This is a genomic window from Nostoc sp., assembly GCF_036917435.1.
Lineage (GTDB): Bacteria > Cyanobacteriota > Cyanobacteriia > Cyanobacteriales > Nostocaceae > Nostoc.
Window position 1 is genome coordinate 185,759 of the sequence record NZ_JBALDM010000018.1, and the last position, 18,030, is coordinate 203,788.

Consider the following 18,030-nt stretch of genomic DNA (forward strand, 5'->3'; position numbering starts at 1 on the left):
CATAATCCTAACACGAATTGTAATTTCATATTTTATACATAATTTTTAAAAATTAACATGAAAGACTCTGACTCAACTGCTGATATCACTAGAGAGTACATGGAACGAGAAAACAAGGAAAAAGAGGTACTAGCTTTACTCTTGGAGAAGTTTTTAGGGATAAAAGATCAGATTCTCGTTCAAAAAATCGAGATGGGTGGTACTGAGGCTTATGTTAGCTCTGTTACACTGGAATGGTTTGCAGGTCGGGTTCATTTCGCTTCTGACTTACCTCTATTTCAGAAAAAGTACAATCCTGAGACTAATAATGTCGAGATTGACGCGGATAGCATTGATGAAATTCAGCAACGTCCCCTTGATTGGTCACGTCAAGCACCGCTAGTCCAGTATTTAGTGGCTAGAGACAACCATAAGTTTCCGCCAGTGCTGGTAGTAATTAATCAAGCGTGGGTGGATAATCCCAAAGCTACTGAATGGGATAGCGAAGGACGCGCCAGAAAGTCTACGACTGATTTTATCCCTCTAGATAAAGACGCTAAAGTAGGTCTGCTAAATATTTCTGAGGATGATGTAACTATTTATGCACTAGATGGTCAACATCGATTAATGGGCGTAAAGGGGTTGATGGAGTTAATCAAAACTCGTAAACTTCAGCGCTATAAAAAAGATAAAGGTGTTGATGACAGTTTTATTACAGTAAATGATTTGATTGACAAGTACCAAGTAGACCTTGCTTACTTGCAAAATTTACCCAAGGAAAAAATTGGTATTGAGTTCATCTGTGCGGTAGCGGCTGGGGAAACTCGCACCCAGGCGAGGCGCAGGGTAAGATCGATTTTTGTTCATGTTAACTTGATGGCTGCACCCTTGACTAAAGGACAACTAACACAGTTGAATGAAGATGATGGTTTTGCGATCGTTGCTAGGAAAATCGCAGTTACACATCCATTATTAGAACAACGAGAAGAACGCAATCCTCGTGTTAATTGGAATAGTGCAACAGTAGCCTCGAATTCTACAGTCTTAACCACCTTGCAAGCTCTGCAAGATATGTCTGAGCGATATTTGGGTCAAAAGTTCCCTCACTGGAAACCCTTGGAGAAAGGTCTAATTCCCATGCGTCCAGAGGATGAAGAACTTGAGCAGGGAATTCAGGAATTTAGCAAGCTATTTGATAATTTGGCTAGTCTTTCCAGTTATAAGATTTTAGAACACGAGGACACACCAGCTTTACGGCGTTTCAGCTTTGAGAAAGATGGAGGTGAAGGAAATATGCTTTTCCGTCCAGTTGCTCAAGTTGCATTAGCGCAAGCTTTGGGAATTTTGGTATTTAAAAAAGGTTTTTCCCTAGCAGATATTTTTAAGAAGCTGCGGAAGTTTGACCAGCAAGGCGGCTTTAGTGGTATGGAATATCCCCAATCTCTCTGGTATGGGGTTTTGTATGACCCAAATAAAAAGCGGGTGCAGGTTGCTGGACGAGATTTAGCAACGAAGTTATTAGTTTACATCCTGGGTGGAATTCAAGAACAGATGGAACGTGCTGAACTTCGTAAGGCTTTGGCGGATGCTAGGACTGTGGAAAAGAAAACTATAGGTTTTGATGGCGAGTTTGTTGAACCGAAAGCGGTAGGACTTCCACACATCCTGTAATTATGCTTGAAATATATTTTGACGATGCCATTGCAGCGCTTCCAGTTCTGGAAAGTGTTGCTCTGTATTTGGTAGAAGTATTGTTTCACCATGAAAATCTTTCATAGGTTTAGCATGGGGCGATGCTTCTTCCAAATCATTACTAACTATGATTTTATATTGCTCATCTACAGCAAACCAACCCCTATCAAATGCCCAATGATGATTTTTGCAAAGAGCAATTCCATTATTAATTTTACTATCATAAAACTGTGAAAATGGCTTGATATGTGCGCCATCAACGATGTTTTGACTTACAGATTTAGTAACTTTTATCCCACAAAAAGCACATTTATAATCATAAATATTTACAATTGCTTTCCTAAAAAAAGCATTTCTAATTACTTCTTTTTTTAACCTATATCTGGGATTAGGTTCTAAATTACTAGACTCAATAGTTTTCTCTATTTTTAAGGAGACATCTTGAAAATTTTCATTAATTGTTAAAAAATTTTCTATTGTATTATCTTCAGATGGGAGCCAAGCTGAAACAAGTGCATCAATTAATATTTGCCTAGAAATTTCATCTTGAATTAAATTAAATAGTTGATCATCCAAATATGCACAGTCAACATCTTCCTTTAGTTTAGGAATTGTTTGAGGACGACCACCATCATATCCAGAACTATACTTGAGATGCCAAAATTTACCATTATCATTTTTTAGATGAAAAAAAGGAAGGGCAAAATCACTTCCCTTAAAAGTACTAGAAGCAAGTACTTCCCAATACTTCTTAAAGGTATCAATCAGTTCATCTGATATGATGATACGATTATCTGTAATTAAATCTTGTGTAATTAGATCAATTATAGATAAAAGTAATATAGGTTTATTAAGAGCATCACCATTTTTCTGACTTTTGTATACCTTAATATTAGAGAAACATTCACAATAATAAACTAAACTTCTCTGATTTGCTGGCTGTTTTGCTTCACTCATTTTTTCATTTTTCTATATATCACAAGTATCTTCTGAAGAGGTTGGTAATGATTAAGCGTAAATCTATGCTAATTTATGAAAGAAATTTGCTTAAATCAAAATCCTCTTCTTGGGAGTTATCTTGAAATCTTTCAGAACTGAGCATCAATAAAACTCTTTCAGAATAATCTACTGCCCCCCGGATTTCTGCTTGTAATATTTCAAGTCCACCATTGGCATATTCTTCAAAGATATAATTACGTTTTTCGTTATTGTTTCCTTCTTGAAGAGATAAAACTTTTATATCTTGAATTTCAGCAATTGCTATTAAATTTATTACCGTATTATATCCCCTGACTATAAACTGTTCTTGGGGTATTGGTGATGGTTCCCTTTTAGAAATTTCCCCTAAAGGTACGCGTTTTTTATGCTTTGCGCCCAACGCAGCTGCAAACACAATCACATCAGCAAAAGTATTAAAAGGCCCTGTTCCACCATCTGAAGATGTTAAACCTTTCACCAACTCAGCTTTATCTTTAGCAACCCTGATTCTACCAGTTTCAGCCATTGTCTTAATATCTACATTGTTGCCATCTTAACCGACAGCTAAAAGCGATCGCTACGTTTACGCAATTGCCAAGGTATGATTTTATGATAGTATGTGGGCAATGCGATCGCTAAACAAAGCTAAACAAACAAATTATCCACCAACATAGTCCATCCTGGTAACGCGGGTTCAGCTTCCGCTACCTCACCACGGCGATAAATTTGGGGTTCTTCAGGATTACTAGCGCGATATACTCTGATAACTTCCTCTTTGAGTACATCCACATCCCAAACTACCAAAGTCCCCGCCGCAAAATAGTCACGGCGTTTACTTTCCATATCTTTCTCAGCCTTATCACCATAATCATTTTCACTTCTCACCTCAACAGCAAACACAGGCGCACCATTAAGGAACTTCCCACCTGTAGGTTTACCAGTATAAAATGTGGCATCAGGACTTAAAGAACGACGATGAGGGAGATTGACAATAAAACCGACATTATCAGGTAAAGCATAGCCACTCTTTGTTAGACGTTCGTAATCCCGTAGACTTGCATAAATTTCACCACCAGCACATAACCTCATTCCTCCCTTTTTCTCAACTGTAACTAAAAAACCTCCGCGCCTCTGCGCCTCTGCGTGAAAAAATCATCCCTGGGTTCTCACCGTCAAAACCTGCGGCGGCGTAGAATCTGGAGGATACAAAAAATCCACCTGTACTTCTCGCTTCTCACCCGCCAACATCTTCAGCGTCACCAACGCTTCACCCCTTTGTCCACGACGCTGTACCAAATGCACATAGCGCGTCTTTTCCACACCATTATCATCGGTGTAACGCACCCGCACCGTTCCCCGAAAGAATATTTGTTCCACACCTGGCTTTAAAAACAGCAGTCTATCTGTTCCCCCTTCATCCTTCACGGGAGTCTGGATTAATACATTCACCGTATGAGTTTGATTAGTAATATTTCTGAGAGGTAAAGTTAGATTGTATTCAACACCATAGTTACTGTGAGCAAAGTACGCCGTGTCAGGATAGCGTTTTAACATCGCTGCACTCTGTATTTGTCCAGTGCTGAGGGTAATTAAATGTACAGTTCCCAAAGGATAAGAAAACGCCTTTCCTGGTTGAGGTATCGTTAACTCAGACACATTGTGATTATCCGTAAGCTGTGTTTGCCATTGCGTTCCTTGGGAGACACCAGCGACGCGACTAAATACTGTTGGTTCTCTGGGAGGGTCGAGAGGTGTGGGAACAGGGTCACGTTTTCCTGCTAAACTGCCTGTATCCAGAAGCTTTTGCCACTCGGCTAAGGTGGGCGGAATATTACTATTTTTGACTAAATTAGCTACATAAACTGGGCTACTACTTGCCAAGCGCATCATCGTCGTGCGACCGTTAGAGGCAGGAGCCTGTACGGGAATGGGTAAATTCGCTAAGATTTGAGTTTCTCCGGGTTCTATCACCAGCTTTTTGGGAAAAATCCCTTGCCTAACTCCCCGCAACACATCATTCATTGTGCGATCGCCCGGCCCAGAGTAAACTGTACCTTGGGGATTTTCCACCACATCAGGTAAAGCGATAAATGGTGCTTCTTTGGTAAGGTAACTAGCTGCTTGTAATACTTCCAGCGTCACAGGTTCATTTCCTGGATTATGTACGATTATCCCTTGGTAAACAGTGCGGCTTTGGGCTGGAGTTTCCGCCCTGACGATATGATGAGCAAATAAATCAAATCTGCCTTCAAAGGGATAATTTAAATGTGCTTCTTGTACTTGTTTCCCATCTGGCGGGAAAGTTGATAGTAAAATTCCTTCAGTTGTTACAAGTTCGGGACTATTGCTGTTAAAAGTGGGAATAATATCGAGTTTTCCTGCTAAAGGGCGTACTTCTTGCGGATGTAATTCGATTCCAGCAATATATTGTGGAGGAACCGTGTAGATATTTAACGCCCGACATATCAAAGCTGCAACTTCGCCTCTCGTAGTGCTTTGCAGTGGTTTTAGCAGTTTGACATCGGGATAATTGACAACAACACTATTAATAGTCGCAGATGCGATCGCATTTTGGGCATAGTTAGGAATTTGTCCCGCATCGTTAAAATATTGTTGTAATATCTGCGTTGGGTTGGATACAAGGCTGTAATTTTTCCCACCAGCTACGACACCAATGATTTGGGCGCGAGGAATTGGCTGGTTAGGCTGGAAAATTCCACCGGGATAACCAGAAAAAAATCCCTTTTGGTAAGCGGTAGAAATTGCTTTATTTGCCCAATAATTACCGGGTACATCTTTAAATGTCGTAGCAGTGCGTTTCACTGATGAATCAGGAAAAGCATTTAGCATCAACACTGCTGCTTCAGCGCGTGTTACTGTTGCTTCTGGGCGAAAACTACCATCAGGATAGCCTGTAATCAGTTTACGCTCTCCTAGTTGCTGGACACAATTTTTTGCCCAATAGTTTTGGGTGTCAGAAAAGGCTAGGGCGTTGGAGGTTGATAGAGTTAGAAGGGAGAATACGACTACTGAAGTTTTTCTGAGGAACATTAATCAACTTTAGTATAAACTAATACTAATTTTGGATGAAGATGCGTCAAACTATATGAGGAACGAACCGCAAAGGGCGCAAAGGACACAAGGAAAGAAAGAAGCTAATAAAATTTGGCGCAGCTTCACAAAGAAATGGTATAAGGTCATTAAAGCATTTTGCGTGGACTTGAGAAAAAATTAACTCAAAATTTACAATAGCTAAGAGTTGATTTTTAATCCTTGCAAAACCCATAAGTCAGGATTCTCTCCTTTACTTCCTACCTTTGTGTACTTTGTGTCCTTTGCGGTTCGTTTCTCTTAATTATCCATCCCGTTCAACTTCCATAATTTCCGTATACTCAAACTCATTCGGACTTTGTTTCACTAAAGGATATCTTTCCCCACCCAACTCAATATAATCTTGTTCGCAATCCGGCTTAGATGAATAATACGTAAGCACATATTCTCTACCAATTCTGCCTGTCATTTCTGCTTCCACCTCACCCCGCCACTGAGTCTTAGTAACTAAAACTATCAACTGATTTGCTAATTGGGGAATCGTCTTCGCAATGTGTCGCCGCGAATTCTCATCCAAACTACCAAAGGGTGAATCCATCACAATTGGGAAAGTACTACTATCGGGAATCATCATCATTTTTCGCTTCTCACTCCATTCCCGTACTTTGTCAATGATGCTAGCTATAAAGGATAAACTGAGAATTTGATTTTCTCCGGTGGAAGCTGCAACAAGTGCTTCTACACCTGTAGTATTTTCTACTAATGTCAGTTCATATTTATCGCTAATTTTAGGAATGTATGGAGTCACAGAAATCTCCATAAATATCTCCTGCACTCGCTTTTCTAGTTGTAGACGAAATTGTTGTTCTTGACGATTTCTAACTTCCGTTAACCGTTCTATTGCATCTTGAGTAGCGTTAATTCGTCGCTGTGCTAAAGTTTGCTTATCTTCATTCAGCTTTTGTTTAGCGATTTGTTTATTTAAACCTTCAATTTCAGTTGTGAGTTGAGCAATTTGCTGCTGATTTGCTCCCTGTTCTCGATTTAATTCATCAATTTTACTTTCAATTTCATCTAACCGTTTTTGCAAACTGCTAATTTCTTCATTAGCATCTTTTCGCAACCGTTCTTGAATATTGTCTAAATCGGCTTCAATTTGAGATATACTTTGCCGTAACTGATTAATCCTAGTTTGTTCTCTATCAACTTCTTCCCAAAATCCTATAGCTTGCTTATCAATTTCATCTACTTGTGCTAGCATTCGAATTGCAGTTTCCTCTACCGCCGAGGAACCTGCTTTATTTAACCAGGTACTCACATGAATATGAGAATGATTACCTTCGTGTAATTCTGCGCCACAAATACAGCGTTGAGAATTGAGTAAATCATTCACAAATTCCCGCGAAATTCCTGATGTTAACTCGCCGCGCTGCTTCAAATCATTGATAATTCCTCGAAACTGTGCTGTAGTTTCTGACAGTAAAACTGTATAGCCCCGCGCAGAAATAACTTTTTTTAGCGCATCCTTAGTTTTTTTATATTCTTCTTGATTCCCTGCTTTCTGCGATTCTAAATTCTGCCATCTTTCTTGTAATTCCTTAGCAGCACTCAATTCTCGTAACCGATTACTTGTCTCTTTTTTAAAAGTTTGTTGATATTCTAACTCTTCTTTTATTTCTGTTTGTCGTTTGGTAATACGTTCACGTTCGCGTTCTATCTTTTCTTGCTGTCGTAATAGCTGTTTAGTTTCCGAATCACCAATCGCTTTTAAATCATTTTCTAGAGTTTTTTTAGCATCTCCTAAATGTCTGATGGAACGGTTGATTACTTCCACACCCAAGAAGATTTTTGTAGCTTCGGCAATTTCAGCTTTTTTGTCAGAACGAACGATTTCTTCAATTCGTTCGCCGTCAAAGAAAAAATATTGATGTAAAGTAGCGGGTAAAATTTGATTGATTATATCGTCTGGTTGCTGAATTGGGATATTCCATTTCCCATCATCTGCACCAACCCACATGGTTAATTGAGTTTTACCAGCGTCAAAATCACCTTCGTTTTTATATCCCCGACAGGCGCGTTTCACTCGATAGCGTTTACCTTCATGTTCCCAGCCAATCTCTACCCAACATTCTACAGCTTGACCTTTTTCGGTTTCTGCGATCGCACGCTTATTGACTAACTGCTCTATCGATGCAAACGCTGCACTAAATTTATCATACAATACCCACGTAAAGGCATTCAGCAAGCTAGTTTTACCAGAGCCATTATTGCCATGAATAATTGTCGTATTCTGAGCATCTCCACCAGCGATGACCATCTCTGGTGTCGTACCATAAAAGGAGCGAAAGTTGCAAAGCTTAATTGAAGTCAGCTTCATCGCACCTCTTCCTTAATAATGTCCAAAATATGATCGTTTATATGGGTGTTAATCTTCTTATCTAGTCTGCCTTTTTCCAACTTCCATACCCGCTCAATAATTTGCCGTACTTCCGGCGGTGCGCTAGTTATTGGCTCTTGAACATCATCGATATTCGCCTCTTGTGACATATCGGATTTTTAAATATAGTTTTTCTATATTCTAACTTTCTCTAGTGCTAGAATAGCCTCCGTAAAGCCACTGTTTACGTTATCTTACAATTTGCAAAAACTATTTTTGCAAATTTATAATTTTATTTGAAAAACTACTTTATTGTTTAATCCTTCTCTGTTATTATTAGTAATAACTGATCTACATTATAATAGGATATTAGCAAAATTTTTTAGGCGCTTTATATCCCATTATGATAAAACTCATAATCTTATTATTTCATATTTAATGCCACTTGTTTGTAAACTCGCAAAAATTTTACAAAAACATATATATAACTTACGCAAATCTTGTGATTTATGTGTTGTGTTTCTACTAGAGCAATATTAATTTAATGGAAGCTTTACCCGATAAGTGGGCAGATATTCAACCTGATATTGTATATTTTTGTACCACTGTTCTGCTAGTTTGATTTGCAGAGTCACAGATAAAGCTGGGATTAAAATATGATCATAAGGGCAAACATTTAAAAGCCATTGAGAAAGGGCAAGTCTTCCCTCGCGCTAATGTTGGGTTGGTGGCTTCCCAGGAATCCGGCTACGATTTGAAATCTAAAGTCTTAGATAAAGGTGGCGACCGCCGATTTCATGCAAAATTTATTGATGGTGTCTTACATTTTCCTGGTTTGGTAACAGAACATTAAACCCACGTAATTATGACAAGACTGGAATTAAAAAATCATCAAGTCTGGCGAGATTTAACTGAAATATTAGAAAATTTAGATGCTAATATTCTTGTTCAAGAACATCTTGAACAATCTGATTATAAAGTGTGTGGCTATTGGGATGAGCAAGATGAATATTATGAAACAATTACGTTACCTCGTACCCTAAAAACCGAATTAGTTAGCAGTTCTATTGGTGTTACTCACACTGAACGTTTTTTAAAACTAAAGTTTTCACTTATAGGTGATAGTGCAAATGTCACACAAGAACCAAATCATCATATTCAAAAGATTGGTGAGTTAGTTCTTGTTTATGATGAGAATCTAGAATTTGTTGATGAGAATTGGTTGTTAGATGTCGATTTTCCAATGTTTGAAATAAGTTAAACTTCACTTATTGTTTGCATCAATTTCTGGGCAGAATTCGTTGTGTCGTAAGATTTTGATTATCTCTCGCCCTGGATGTTTGAACAAGACATAAAACTCACTATTGGGCATTCTCAATTCCTCTCTGTTCTCTGCGTTCTCTATGGTAGCCTGCGGCAAGCCGCTTTGCGTCTATGATTTTGCGTGACTTGTGCGTAAGTCCTAATATATTCTCTGGTTCATTATCAAATATCTAATAAACCATATCGCTTTTGTAAATCAAGTAACTTCATTCTGGCAACGCCTGCATTATCAGCTAAATCAGCAAACTCTACAAAACGCCGTAATTCCTTTTTCAGCAAATTACGCTCAACTTCGATAGTTTCTCTATCTAAATCTGGTGGCAAAACAATCATGTCAAATATAGTTGCGCGTTCCTTGCCCGGATGAGGACGTAAAACTCGCCCCCGTCGCTGAATAAATTGGCGGGGATTACCAGAACTTGATAAAATCACCGCAGTTTGAATTGCCGGAATATCGACACCTTCATCTAAACAACGAATTGCCACCAAACCCTGCAACTCTCCACTTTCAAATTGATGGCGTAATATTTCCCTTTCTTGTAAAGTTGTTTGGGCTGTATAGGTGCTTACCTTGTAACCTAAATCCACTCCCAGAATTTTAGCAACAGCTTTAAGTTGGCGTAGCGATGAACGTTGTCCCGCATCTTGTGAACCATCGCTGCAATAAAAAAGAGTATGAGTAGTTTCGTGGCGAGTTGCCATTAAATCCCGCAAAGCATTTAATTTATTTTCGGCCGCACCAATTAATCTTGCTCTTTGCATCAATAAAGGCTTTAAATCTTCATTGTCTTCAAAGTTTCCTGATTCTCCATTTCCTCGTTCCCTATATAGTAGCGATCGCCCAATTCTTTTAGTTAACTTTAAATAGGCAATACTTTCGGCTTCTGTTAACTCCACCAACACCGGATAATACAGATAATGTACCAAAGCCCCTTGAGCGATCGCATCCCTCAAAGTAAACTCTGGTTGGAGAACTGGGCCAAAATAATCAAATAGAGATTGCGTACCAAAATCATCAAAATACCTCTCCGGTGTGGCAGATAAAGCCAGTCTCAACCCAACACTACGCGGTAAACTTTCTTCTAACTTGGGTGCGCCTAAATTATGCGCCTCATCCCCAATAATTAAAGTTTTGGCGGGAAAATATTTGAGTTGAGACTGAAAACCATCTCCGATTAAAGTGGAGTTCGTAGTAATCACAGTGACAAACCGTTGAGAACCAGAACGCAGATTATAAATTTGCGTAGAAAGTTGACTTTGCCAAGTGCGTAAATTCTCGAAGGCTAAAATGGGTTGCAAATTAAACTTTTCGCATTCTCGCGCCCATTGGGTGACAAGATGACGGTAGGGACACACCACCACCAAGACTTGTAAATTAATCTGCTGATATAATTCACAAGCGATCGCTAGTGCAGTAATAGTTTTACCACTACCAGTAGCCATTTTCAGCGTCCCTCTACCATTGTTGGTAAACCAGCTAGCGATCGCTTGACGCTGATATTGCCGCAATTGCAGAGACACAGGCATCCTTGGACATCCTGGTAATGGTTGCGTGTAATAACTGCCCTTACTTTCCCTTGCAAACGGTAATTTCAACCGGAAAGTGGGCAGTTGCTGCACTGAATTTTTCGTCAGGTACATAAATTATTGGGCATTGGGAATTGGGTATTGGGCATTGGTTATTGGGCATTGGGAATTGGGAATTGGGAATTGGGAATTAATTGGTTATTTCTCCCCCATGCCCCATGCCCCATCCCCCATCCCCCATTTCCCAATTCAGTTGTAACCACGCCAAACACCAATGAGTGAACCTTGCACCTGTACTTGCATAGCACTGACTTCAATGGGATTGTACTTAGGATTTGCTGGTTTGAGGGTAACGCGATCGCCTTGGCGATAAAAACGTTTTAATGTTGTACCAAATCCATCTACTCTAGCGGCGACGATAGTACCATTTTTTAAATGATTTGGTTCTGCTACTGGACGCAGAAATACTACATCGCCATCAGCAATTAAATCTTCAATCATGCTATCGCCAGCTACGCGCAAAGCGTAAGTTTGGGGAGGTAACTCGAAATTAGAAAAATCTAAATGATCTACAGCATCAGTAAATGGTTCTATTAAACCACCAGCTGCGATCGTACCTAAAATTGGCACACCTTGCTTCACAGGACGCAAAATCCGAATCGTTCGCGCTTGTCCTTCAGTCCATTCTATATATCCCTTAGTACGTAAATGTTCTAAACGACTTTGAATTGGTGCTGGTGACTTCAAGTTCATCGCTTGCATCATTTGCCGAATAGAAGGCGAATGCTGGTGCGTTCTGATATATTCTGCCAACCATTCGTAAAGTTCTTGTTGAGCTTCCGTTAGACGTTCCATAAATTTGTGGGAAGTAATTATTAATGTCTCTAGAACATTAGTACTACAAAAAACTCCCCATAACAAGAGAAAAGTAAAAATATCAAAGGCAAAAGTAAGAATATTCTCTTTTCTTTTACCCATTTATTTCGGATTTTTTACCAGCAAGTAGTTAGGAGTCAATTGCACACTAGCTATTTTGACTCCTAACTCCTGTAGAAACGCGATTCATCCCGTCTCTACTCCAAACTCTTGTACAGACGCGATTCATCGCGTCTCTCTTCTTTCATTCCGCCCCTAAAATACTCGCAAGCAAAGCTTTTTGTGCGTGGAGGCGATTTTCTGCCTGTTCCCAAACTTTTGATTGAGAACCTTCAATAACTGCCTCAGTAATTTCTTCACCTCGGTGGGCTGGTAAGCAGTGTAAAACAATTGCCTCTGGATCGGCAAGGCTTAATAGCTGTTCCGAAATTTGGTAAGGCTGGAAAATTGGCATCCGATTATCTGCTTCTGCTTCTTGCCCCATACTCGCCCAAACATCAGTATAAAGTACAGCAGAACCTTTCGCGGCTAATTCTGGATCGTGAGTGACGAGGACTTGCGTTTTGTTATTAGCGATCGCTCTTGCTTGTTCTACAATCTGAGAATCTGGCTCATATCCGCTAGGAGTGGCAATTCTGACATTCATCCCCACCAAAGCACAGCCCAACATCAAAGAATTAGCCATATTATTCCCATCACCCACGTAGGTTAAAGTTAACCCAGCAAAGGTATCAAAGCTTTCTTGAATCGTCAATAAATCCGCCAATACCTGACAAGGATGTTCTGCATCAGTAAGGGCATTAATCACTGGAATCTTGGCATAGTGAGCAAAAGTTTCCAAATCCTGCTGTGCAAAAGTGCGAATTGCCAAAATATCCAGATATCGATCCAATACCCGCGCCGTATCCTGTAAAGGTTCCCCACGACTAACTTGAGTAACATTAGGGTTAAGATCGATTACCTGTCCACCCAATTGGTACATCGCCACAGTAAAACTTACCCGCGTGCGAGTAGAAGCTTTGGAGAACAACAACCCCAAAACTTTATTACACTGCAACTTCAACCGTTGCGATTTCAGTTGAGTTGCCAATTCTAGGAGTTCTTGAAGTTCCGTCGAACTGATGTCCGCTAAACTTAATAAATCTCGTCCGAGCAATGCTGCCATGCTTATAATCTGTAAAAAATAATTATATATTTCTGTCCCTTGATTCAGCCGTGCCAAGAGAATACAGTTTTAGAACCGTACAAATATTTTGAGTCCAACCCAGGATTTGAGTTGATTTTTGCCAAACTTGCGGATTTCCTAGCCCAATGTAGTCAGAAAGAAATATTTTAGCGATCGCACCTAGACAAATAAACTGATTATGGTACAATAAGAAATTGTGGTTGCTAATTAAAACTAAACACAAAACTTGCCAGCATAGCACAGTGGTAGTGCATCCGACTTGTAATCGGAAGGTCGCGAGTTCAAATCCCGCTGCTGGCTTTGAGTACATATAAGAAGGGGAAGGTTTTGAAGCCCGACGAATTACGACAACTCGTCCCGATTTCTAGTTCAACAGGCTGAGTCGGGACATTTTATCGCATCAGTTCCAGAGTTACCTGATTGTACGGCTGAAGATGACACCCGTGACACAGCGATCGCATCTGTGCAGGAGCAAGTTATAGAATTAAAAAGTAAAAAGTAAAAAGTAAAAAGATAATCCCCATAAATAAATCTAGGGGATTTAAAAAGGATGCATAAACAAGTAAAAAGATAAAAGTAAAAAGAAAGATAAATTCAATATTTCTTTTGCCTTTCTACTTTTTACTTTTGCCTTGTACGGATGCCTTGTTTCACAGCATGTCGTGTCGCACTTCGTGCCGCTACGCTAACGAAACAAATCTTTATTTCCTTTTCCATAAATAAATTCAGGGGCTTCAAACCGATTTTATTCCTCTTTCTTTTTACTTTTTACTTTTTATTTTTGCCTTGTTCGGTTAGGTTTTCCAGATACCGTGAAAAGTCAGGACTACTGATGATGATTTATCCTTGTTGCTGGTTTAACCAAGTTTCTAAATCAGCAACATTAGAAAAGTCTAGTAATGCTTCTCCTAGATTCTCTAATTGTTCAATCGATAATCCTTGAACTCTTCTCTAAATTTCAACTAGATAGCAAGAACCACCTCCTGCCTCCAAACCCGTAGCTTTGTACTTCATGTCAAAAGAAAACTGCTGTAATTTGGCAAGCGCTTATAATTTCGCAAGTTGTCGGTAGCGTTCTTGAACTTCCTGAATCGAAAACAAAGTTTCAAACTTCAACCCAGCTGACTGATACAACTCACCTCCACCTTGCTCTCTGTCTACCAGTGAAATTACTTGATTTACGGTGTAACCGGCATCCTTAAGACGCTCAACCGCTTTCAGAGCAGATTGCCCAGTTGTTACCACATCTTCCAAAACAACTACTTTTGCACCCTCTGGTAAACTGGGGCCTTCTATATAAGCTCTCGTCCCATAACCCTTGGCTTCCTTGCGAATAATCAACGCTGGTATCGGGCGATTTTCATAAACAGAAACTATACTCACTGCTGTCACAATTGGATCAGCCCCCATTGTCAAACCACCTACAGCTTGTGTATCTATAGGTAGTAAAGGAAATAGCAACCGTCCAACAGCCAAAGCACCTTGAGGATGCAGTGTTACCTGTGTCTTGTTGACATAATAAGAACTACGTAGCCCAGAAGAGAGGACAAAATCACCCTCTTGATAAGCAAGTTGACAAAATAAATCTAGTAGCTTGTGGCGTAAAGTGGTCAAATCAGCAGTGGTTGACCAAATATCTGAGTGGGTAAGAGTTTCAGTAGGATACGTCATTACAAAACATTAAAAGTTGTGCTACACCAAAGGTTGAACTCATCAGAGTTCTGAACTTAAGCATAAATTAAGATTCGCCCAAAACGAAAATTGAGGAGTCAGAAACGTGCGGATAAAATTTAAAACCTTTGGTGGTTTGTTGGTGCTGCTTGCTGCTGGTATTGCTTTTCCCTCAGTTGCATTTGCCCAAACCGAAACCCCTAAACCCGAAACTACGAGTGATGTATTTGAACGGGCTTATTTTCGTCACGATCGCAATTTCTACGAAAATAGCAGCAGCCTTAAGCGTCAGATAGATGTATTTCTAGGATCTGGTTCCGGTTTCGGTGGTTCCTTCCCAGAAAATGAAATTGCTCACGATGCTGAGTTGGTTAACACTTTATATCATGATGTCATGACTCAGCAAGTTGGTAACGATCCTTATATTCGCACCCCTGATTTACCAAATCCTTATAACACATCGCTGATCATGTCTCCTCGTTTGAATAACAACAAACTGAAAGTGGGAACTGAATTCAGGTTTGAAACTTTGCCATCTCGTTAATTTAATAAGGGAATAGGGTACAGCTTACAGGGTACAGATTATTCCCTATAACCTGTCACCTCTCCCCTAATTCCCTCTATTACTGATTCAGTGCGCCCTGCTGGAATCGAACCAGCCTGAAGGCGAATTATGAGTTCGCTGCCTCCCCAATCGGCCAAAGGCGCTTGTTTTTTTGGGTTCTTACGAGTTGATTATCTTAACTCTTTAGGTCAACTTTATTTGCTAATTTTAGAGTGAGGTAAATACCTTATCCACTTATTTTTAGCCAATTCCGTAATTATAGCATAAATTTACCACGTGTGAATACTGAACAATAATTTACCAGATTTTTATACTACATAATTTAATCATGAAATAGTACAGACTAATATTGATTAAGTTCCTTTAAGGACTGAGGTCAAAAGCTTCATTATTCTTAAATAGACCAGCATTCTTATGTGATAGCTTATCAGCAATGAAAATAAATTCTACTGTACTTCTTACTTTGATTTTGTTAATCCTGATGATGGGGGCGGGTTCTGTGAGCGCCTTATTGGGGTTTGAACTCGGTAGTTCAGCACTTAAAGGCGTTACCGCACCAGATGGGCGGCCCACAACCAAATTTGCCAGCAATAAGGCTAATAGCTCTCAACAGGGAGGGCTAGTGCTATTAAAAGAGGAAGAGATTCTGAAAGTTGTCAAGGCGCGAATTGACGGTAAGACCAAGGCTGCTAAATCGGAAAAGCTAGAGGAAGATGACGAAGAAACCAATAGCAGTAAACAGAAGCCAGAGGAAAAGCCTCCAGAAGTGGTTGAAGAAAAACCCCTACCAGGCTTTCCAGTTACTGCCCAAAGTGAGGGTGTAACCATGACTGTGCAATCTGCCCGCTACTCTGGTGGTGATTTGTTACTGAAAGTGAAAATGCAGAACAAAGGTAAGGATTCTGTACGCTTCCTGTATAGCTTTTTAGATGTTACTGATGACAAAGGACGAACCCTAAGTGCTAGTACAGAGGGTTTACCAACAGAATTGCCTGTAAATGGGCCGGCATTTTCAGGTACAGTGAGCATTCCCACAGCTTTACTTGATGATGTTAAGAAAATATCACTTGCTCTTACTGATTATCCCGCTCAAAAACTGAAGTTAGAGGCATCGGATATTCCTGTAGGAAGGTAGATTGGGGATTGGGCATGGGGCATGGGGAATTGGGAATTGGGAATTGGTGATTATCTGTTATTTTTTTACTATTATCCATTCCCCAATCCCCCTAAATGGAGGGCGTGAGTTTTACACGAGCTTTGGCGGTGATTGGTTTTCCTAACTTAATTTGGACGGACGTGGCGCTGCGGTTGTTGTCAGTGCTATTACTGATTGCCATCAATGCCTTTTTTGTGACGGCAGAATTTTCGATGGTGAGCGTGCGGCGATCGCGTATTCACCAGTTAGTTAAGGCTGGCGATATTCCAGCGATCGCAGTCGAAATGCTACAGCGTAGTATTGACAGACTGCTATCTACCGCCCAGTTAGGCATTACCCTTTCTAGTTTGGCACTGGGATGGATTGGAGAAAGTACGATTGTTGTACTCGTAAATGCCTGGTTAAGATCCTGGCCTTTACCCAGTGGGATGACTAACTTTTTGGCCCATTCTCTATCAATTCCCATTGCCTTTTTCTTAATTGCCTATTTGCAAATCGTGATCGGAGAATTATGTCCCAAATCCTTAGCCATGCTGTACTCAGAACAGCTAGCGAGGTTTTTGGGGCCTTCGGTAAAAGCGATCGTGCGTTTTTTTGGCCCCTTCATCTGGATTCTTAACCAATCAACTCGTTTTTTATTGCGGATTTTTGGTATCCAATACACAGGACAAGGCTGGCGGCCGCCTGTGACTCCCGAAGAATTGCAAGTGATTATCTCTACAGAATGGGGATCTACTGGTTTACAGCGTGCAGAACGAGAACTGCTCAATAATGTCTTTGAGTTTGGGGATATCATAGCCCAAGATGTGATGATCCCTCGCACCAGTATTATCACGCTGCCAAAAGATGCTACTTTCCAGACATTACTTAGGGAAATGGCTGCTACTGGTTACTCACGCTACCCCGTGATTGGTGAATCTTTGGACGATGTTCGGGGCATTGTTTATTTTAAAGATTTGGCACAACCCTTAGCTGTAGGAAAGCTCAGTTTAGAGACACAGATTCAACCTTGGATGCGTCCCGCCCGGTTTGTTCCCGAACACACGCCCTTGAGTGAACTTTTGCCCATGATGCAGCAAGAAAAACCCGCGATGGTCATGGTAGTGAATGAATTCGGCGGTACTGTGGGACTGGTGACAATCAAAGATGTCATTGCCGAAATCATCGGCGACGCAAGCGTTCCTGAAAGCAGTGACGACTTACTGATTCAGATGTTAGATGAGCAGAAATTTCTCGTGCAGGCACAAATCAACCTCGAAGACCTGAACGAGATTTTGCATCTCGATTTACCCTTGACAAGAGAATACCAAACCCTGGGAGGCTTTTTACTGTATCAGTTACAGAAAATTCCGGCCATTGGCGAAATCTTCTTTTATGAAAATCTCGAATTCACCGTGATATCAATTGTTGGGCCACGCCTGCATCAAATTCAACTGCGACGGTTGCAAGAGTTAGGAGTTGAGAGTTAGGAGTTAAGCCAAAAAACATCTAAGTTAAATAATTGAATAAATCAAACTCTTGTCGGGTGGGCATCTTGCCCGCCTTAATTATGAAACGTGAAGTACCCCTTTTTGCTTCGCTGAAAAAGGGGCTTCCAATTTCAACTACAGCAATGACGGTCTTATTCGTCTCTTGGGTTTCCCGTATCT

The 18,030-nt window shown here is 40.3% G+C and carries 19 protein-coding genes, 2 tRNA genes and 1 pseudogene; 7 read left to right on the forward strand and 15 right to left on the reverse strand.

What is annotated here, in order from left to right:
- The first annotated feature begins 57 nt into the window (after positions 1–57).
- Complete coding sequence (locus V7K98_RS08125) at positions 58–1,650, forward strand: DGQHR domain-containing protein (RefSeq protein WP_335020537.1); 1,593 nt, start codon at positions 58–60, stop codon at positions 1,648–1,650.
- On the opposite strand, the gene V7K98_RS08130 is transcribed toward V7K98_RS08125, so the two are convergent.
- The 6 genes from V7K98_RS08130 to V7K98_RS08155 all read right to left on the reverse strand — a co-directional run bounded on the left by V7K98_RS08130 (position 1,651) and on the right by V7K98_RS08155 (position 8,247).
- Positions 1,651–2,628: an HNH endonuclease gene (locus V7K98_RS08130; protein ID WP_335020539.1), complete on the reverse strand. Its 978-nt coding sequence runs from the start codon at positions 2,626–2,628 to the stop codon at positions 1,651–1,653. It abuts the gene before it with no gap.
- Between the two features lie 73 nt (positions 2,629–2,701).
- The gene (locus tag V7K98_RS08135; protein WP_335020541.1) at positions 2,702–3,175 is read right to left on the reverse strand and encodes a DNA phosphorothioation-associated protein 4; all 474 of its coding nucleotides are present in this window, start codon (positions 3,173–3,175) and stop codon (positions 2,702–2,704) included.
- 119 nt (positions 3,176–3,294) lie between these two features.
- Positions 3,295–3,738, reverse strand: a complete 444-nt coding sequence (locus V7K98_RS08140; RefSeq protein WP_335020543.1) for a Uma2 family endonuclease — start codon at positions 3,736–3,738, stop codon at positions 3,295–3,297.
- A 63-nt stretch (positions 3,739–3,801) separates the two neighbouring features.
- The gene (locus V7K98_RS08145) at positions 3,802–5,700 is read right to left on the reverse strand and encodes a DUF3370 family protein (protein ID WP_335020545.1); all 1,899 of its coding nucleotides are present in this window, start codon (positions 5,698–5,700) and stop codon (positions 3,802–3,804) included.
- 304 nt (positions 5,701–6,004) lie between these two features.
- Complete coding sequence (locus V7K98_RS08150) at positions 6,005–8,077, reverse strand: AAA family ATPase (protein WP_335020547.1); 2,073 nt, start codon at positions 8,075–8,077, stop codon at positions 6,005–6,007.
- A complete protein-coding gene (locus V7K98_RS08155; RefSeq protein ID WP_335020549.1) occupies positions 8,074–8,247 on the reverse strand; it encodes a hypothetical protein in 174 nt (57 codons plus the stop codon). Before V7K98_RS08155 ends, V7K98_RS08150 begins: the two co-directional genes overlap by 4 nt.
- Positions 8,248–8,804: 557 nt before the next feature.
- Here V7K98_RS08155 and V7K98_RS08160 point away from each other — a divergent pair.
- Positions 8,805–8,930: a hypothetical protein gene (locus V7K98_RS08160; RefSeq protein ID WP_335020550.1), complete on the forward strand. Its 126-nt coding sequence runs from the start codon at positions 8,805–8,807 to the stop codon at positions 8,928–8,930.
- Positions 8,931–8,942: 12 nt separating this feature from the next.
- Positions 8,943–9,338: a hypothetical protein gene (locus V7K98_RS08165; protein ID WP_335020551.1), complete on the forward strand. Its 396-nt coding sequence runs from the start codon at positions 8,943–8,945 to the stop codon at positions 9,336–9,338.
- Positions 9,339–9,562: 224 nt separating this feature from the next.
- Here the strand turns inward: V7K98_RS08165 and V7K98_RS08170 are convergent, their stop codons facing one another.
- From V7K98_RS08170 to V7K98_RS08190, 5 genes are all read right to left on the reverse strand, one after another.
- Positions 9,563–10,927 (reverse strand): DNA phosphorothioation system restriction enzyme, encoded by a 1,365-nt coding sequence (locus tag V7K98_RS08170; RefSeq protein WP_335020553.1) that lies wholly within the window; start codon positions 10,925–10,927, stop codon positions 9,563–9,565.
- A gap of 40 nt (positions 10,928–10,967) precedes the next feature.
- On the reverse strand, positions 10,968–11,090 hold the full coding sequence (locus tag V7K98_RS08175) for a hypothetical protein (RefSeq protein WP_335020555.1): 123 nt from the start codon (positions 11,088–11,090) through the stop codon (positions 10,968–10,970).
- Between the two features lie 86 nt (positions 11,091–11,176).
- Positions 11,177–11,782 carry a transcriptional repressor LexA gene (lexA, locus tag V7K98_RS08180; protein ID WP_335020557.1) on the reverse strand — a complete coding sequence of 202 codons (606 nt, stop codon included), beginning with the start codon at positions 11,780–11,782 and terminating at the stop codon, positions 11,177–11,179.
- A gap of 265 nt (positions 11,783–12,047) precedes the next feature.
- Positions 12,048–12,968: an ornithine carbamoyltransferase gene (argF, locus tag V7K98_RS08185; RefSeq protein ID WP_335020559.1), complete on the reverse strand. Its 921-nt coding sequence runs from the start codon at positions 12,966–12,968 to the stop codon at positions 12,048–12,050.
- Between the two features lie 22 nt (positions 12,969–12,990).
- Positions 12,991–13,230, reverse strand: a complete 240-nt coding sequence (locus tag V7K98_RS08190) for a hypothetical protein (protein WP_335020561.1) — start codon at positions 13,228–13,230, stop codon at positions 12,991–12,993.
- Between V7K98_RS08190 and V7K98_RS08195 the strand changes: the two genes are divergently transcribed.
- A tRNA-Thr gene (locus V7K98_RS08195) sits at positions 13,218–13,289 on the forward strand. The two genes, V7K98_RS08190 and V7K98_RS08195, sit on opposite strands and share 13 nt — an antisense overlap.
- Before the next feature lie 540 nt (positions 13,290–13,829).
- On the opposite strand, the pseudogene V7K98_RS08200 reads toward V7K98_RS08195, so the two are convergent.
- Together V7K98_RS08200 and pyrE are read right to left on the reverse strand one after the other, a co-directional pair.
- Positions 13,830–13,937, reverse strand: a pseudogene (locus V7K98_RS08200) (DUF4351 domain-containing protein); the annotation flags it as partial.
- Positions 13,938–14,036: 99 nt separating this feature from the next.
- Positions 14,037–14,660, reverse strand: a complete 624-nt coding sequence (pyrE, locus tag V7K98_RS08205; RefSeq protein ID WP_335020562.1) for an orotate phosphoribosyltransferase — start codon at positions 14,658–14,660, stop codon at positions 14,037–14,039.
- 106 nt (positions 14,661–14,766) lie between these two features.
- Between pyrE and V7K98_RS08210 the strand changes: the two genes are divergently transcribed.
- A complete protein-coding gene (locus V7K98_RS08210; RefSeq protein ID WP_335020564.1) occupies positions 14,767–15,204 on the forward strand; it encodes a hypothetical protein in 438 nt (145 codons plus the stop codon).
- A gap of 91 nt (positions 15,205–15,295) precedes the next feature.
- Here the strand turns inward: V7K98_RS08210 and V7K98_RS08215 are convergent.
- Positions 15,296–15,368, reverse strand: a tRNA-Ile gene (locus V7K98_RS08215).
- 290 nt (positions 15,369–15,658) lie between these two features.
- Between V7K98_RS08215 and V7K98_RS08220 the strand changes: the two genes are divergently transcribed.
- Positions 15,659–16,360: a hypothetical protein gene (locus tag V7K98_RS08220; RefSeq protein ID WP_335020566.1), complete on the forward strand. Its 702-nt coding sequence runs from the start codon at positions 15,659–15,661 to the stop codon at positions 16,358–16,360.
- Here V7K98_RS08220 and V7K98_RS08225 read toward each other — a convergent pair.
- Positions 16,299–16,439, reverse strand: coding sequence for a hypothetical protein (locus tag V7K98_RS08225; protein ID WP_335020568.1), 141 nt, complete (start codon positions 16,437–16,439; stop codon positions 16,299–16,301). The genes V7K98_RS08220 and V7K98_RS08225 overlap by 62 nt on opposite strands.
- A gap of 16 nt (positions 16,440–16,455) precedes the next feature.
- Between V7K98_RS08225 and V7K98_RS08230 the strand changes: the two genes are divergently transcribed.
- Entirely contained in the window at positions 16,456–17,850 is a 1,395-nt protein-coding gene (locus V7K98_RS08230) for a hemolysin family protein (protein ID WP_335020570.1), read from the forward strand.
- Positions 17,851–18,030 lie beyond the last annotated feature (180 nt).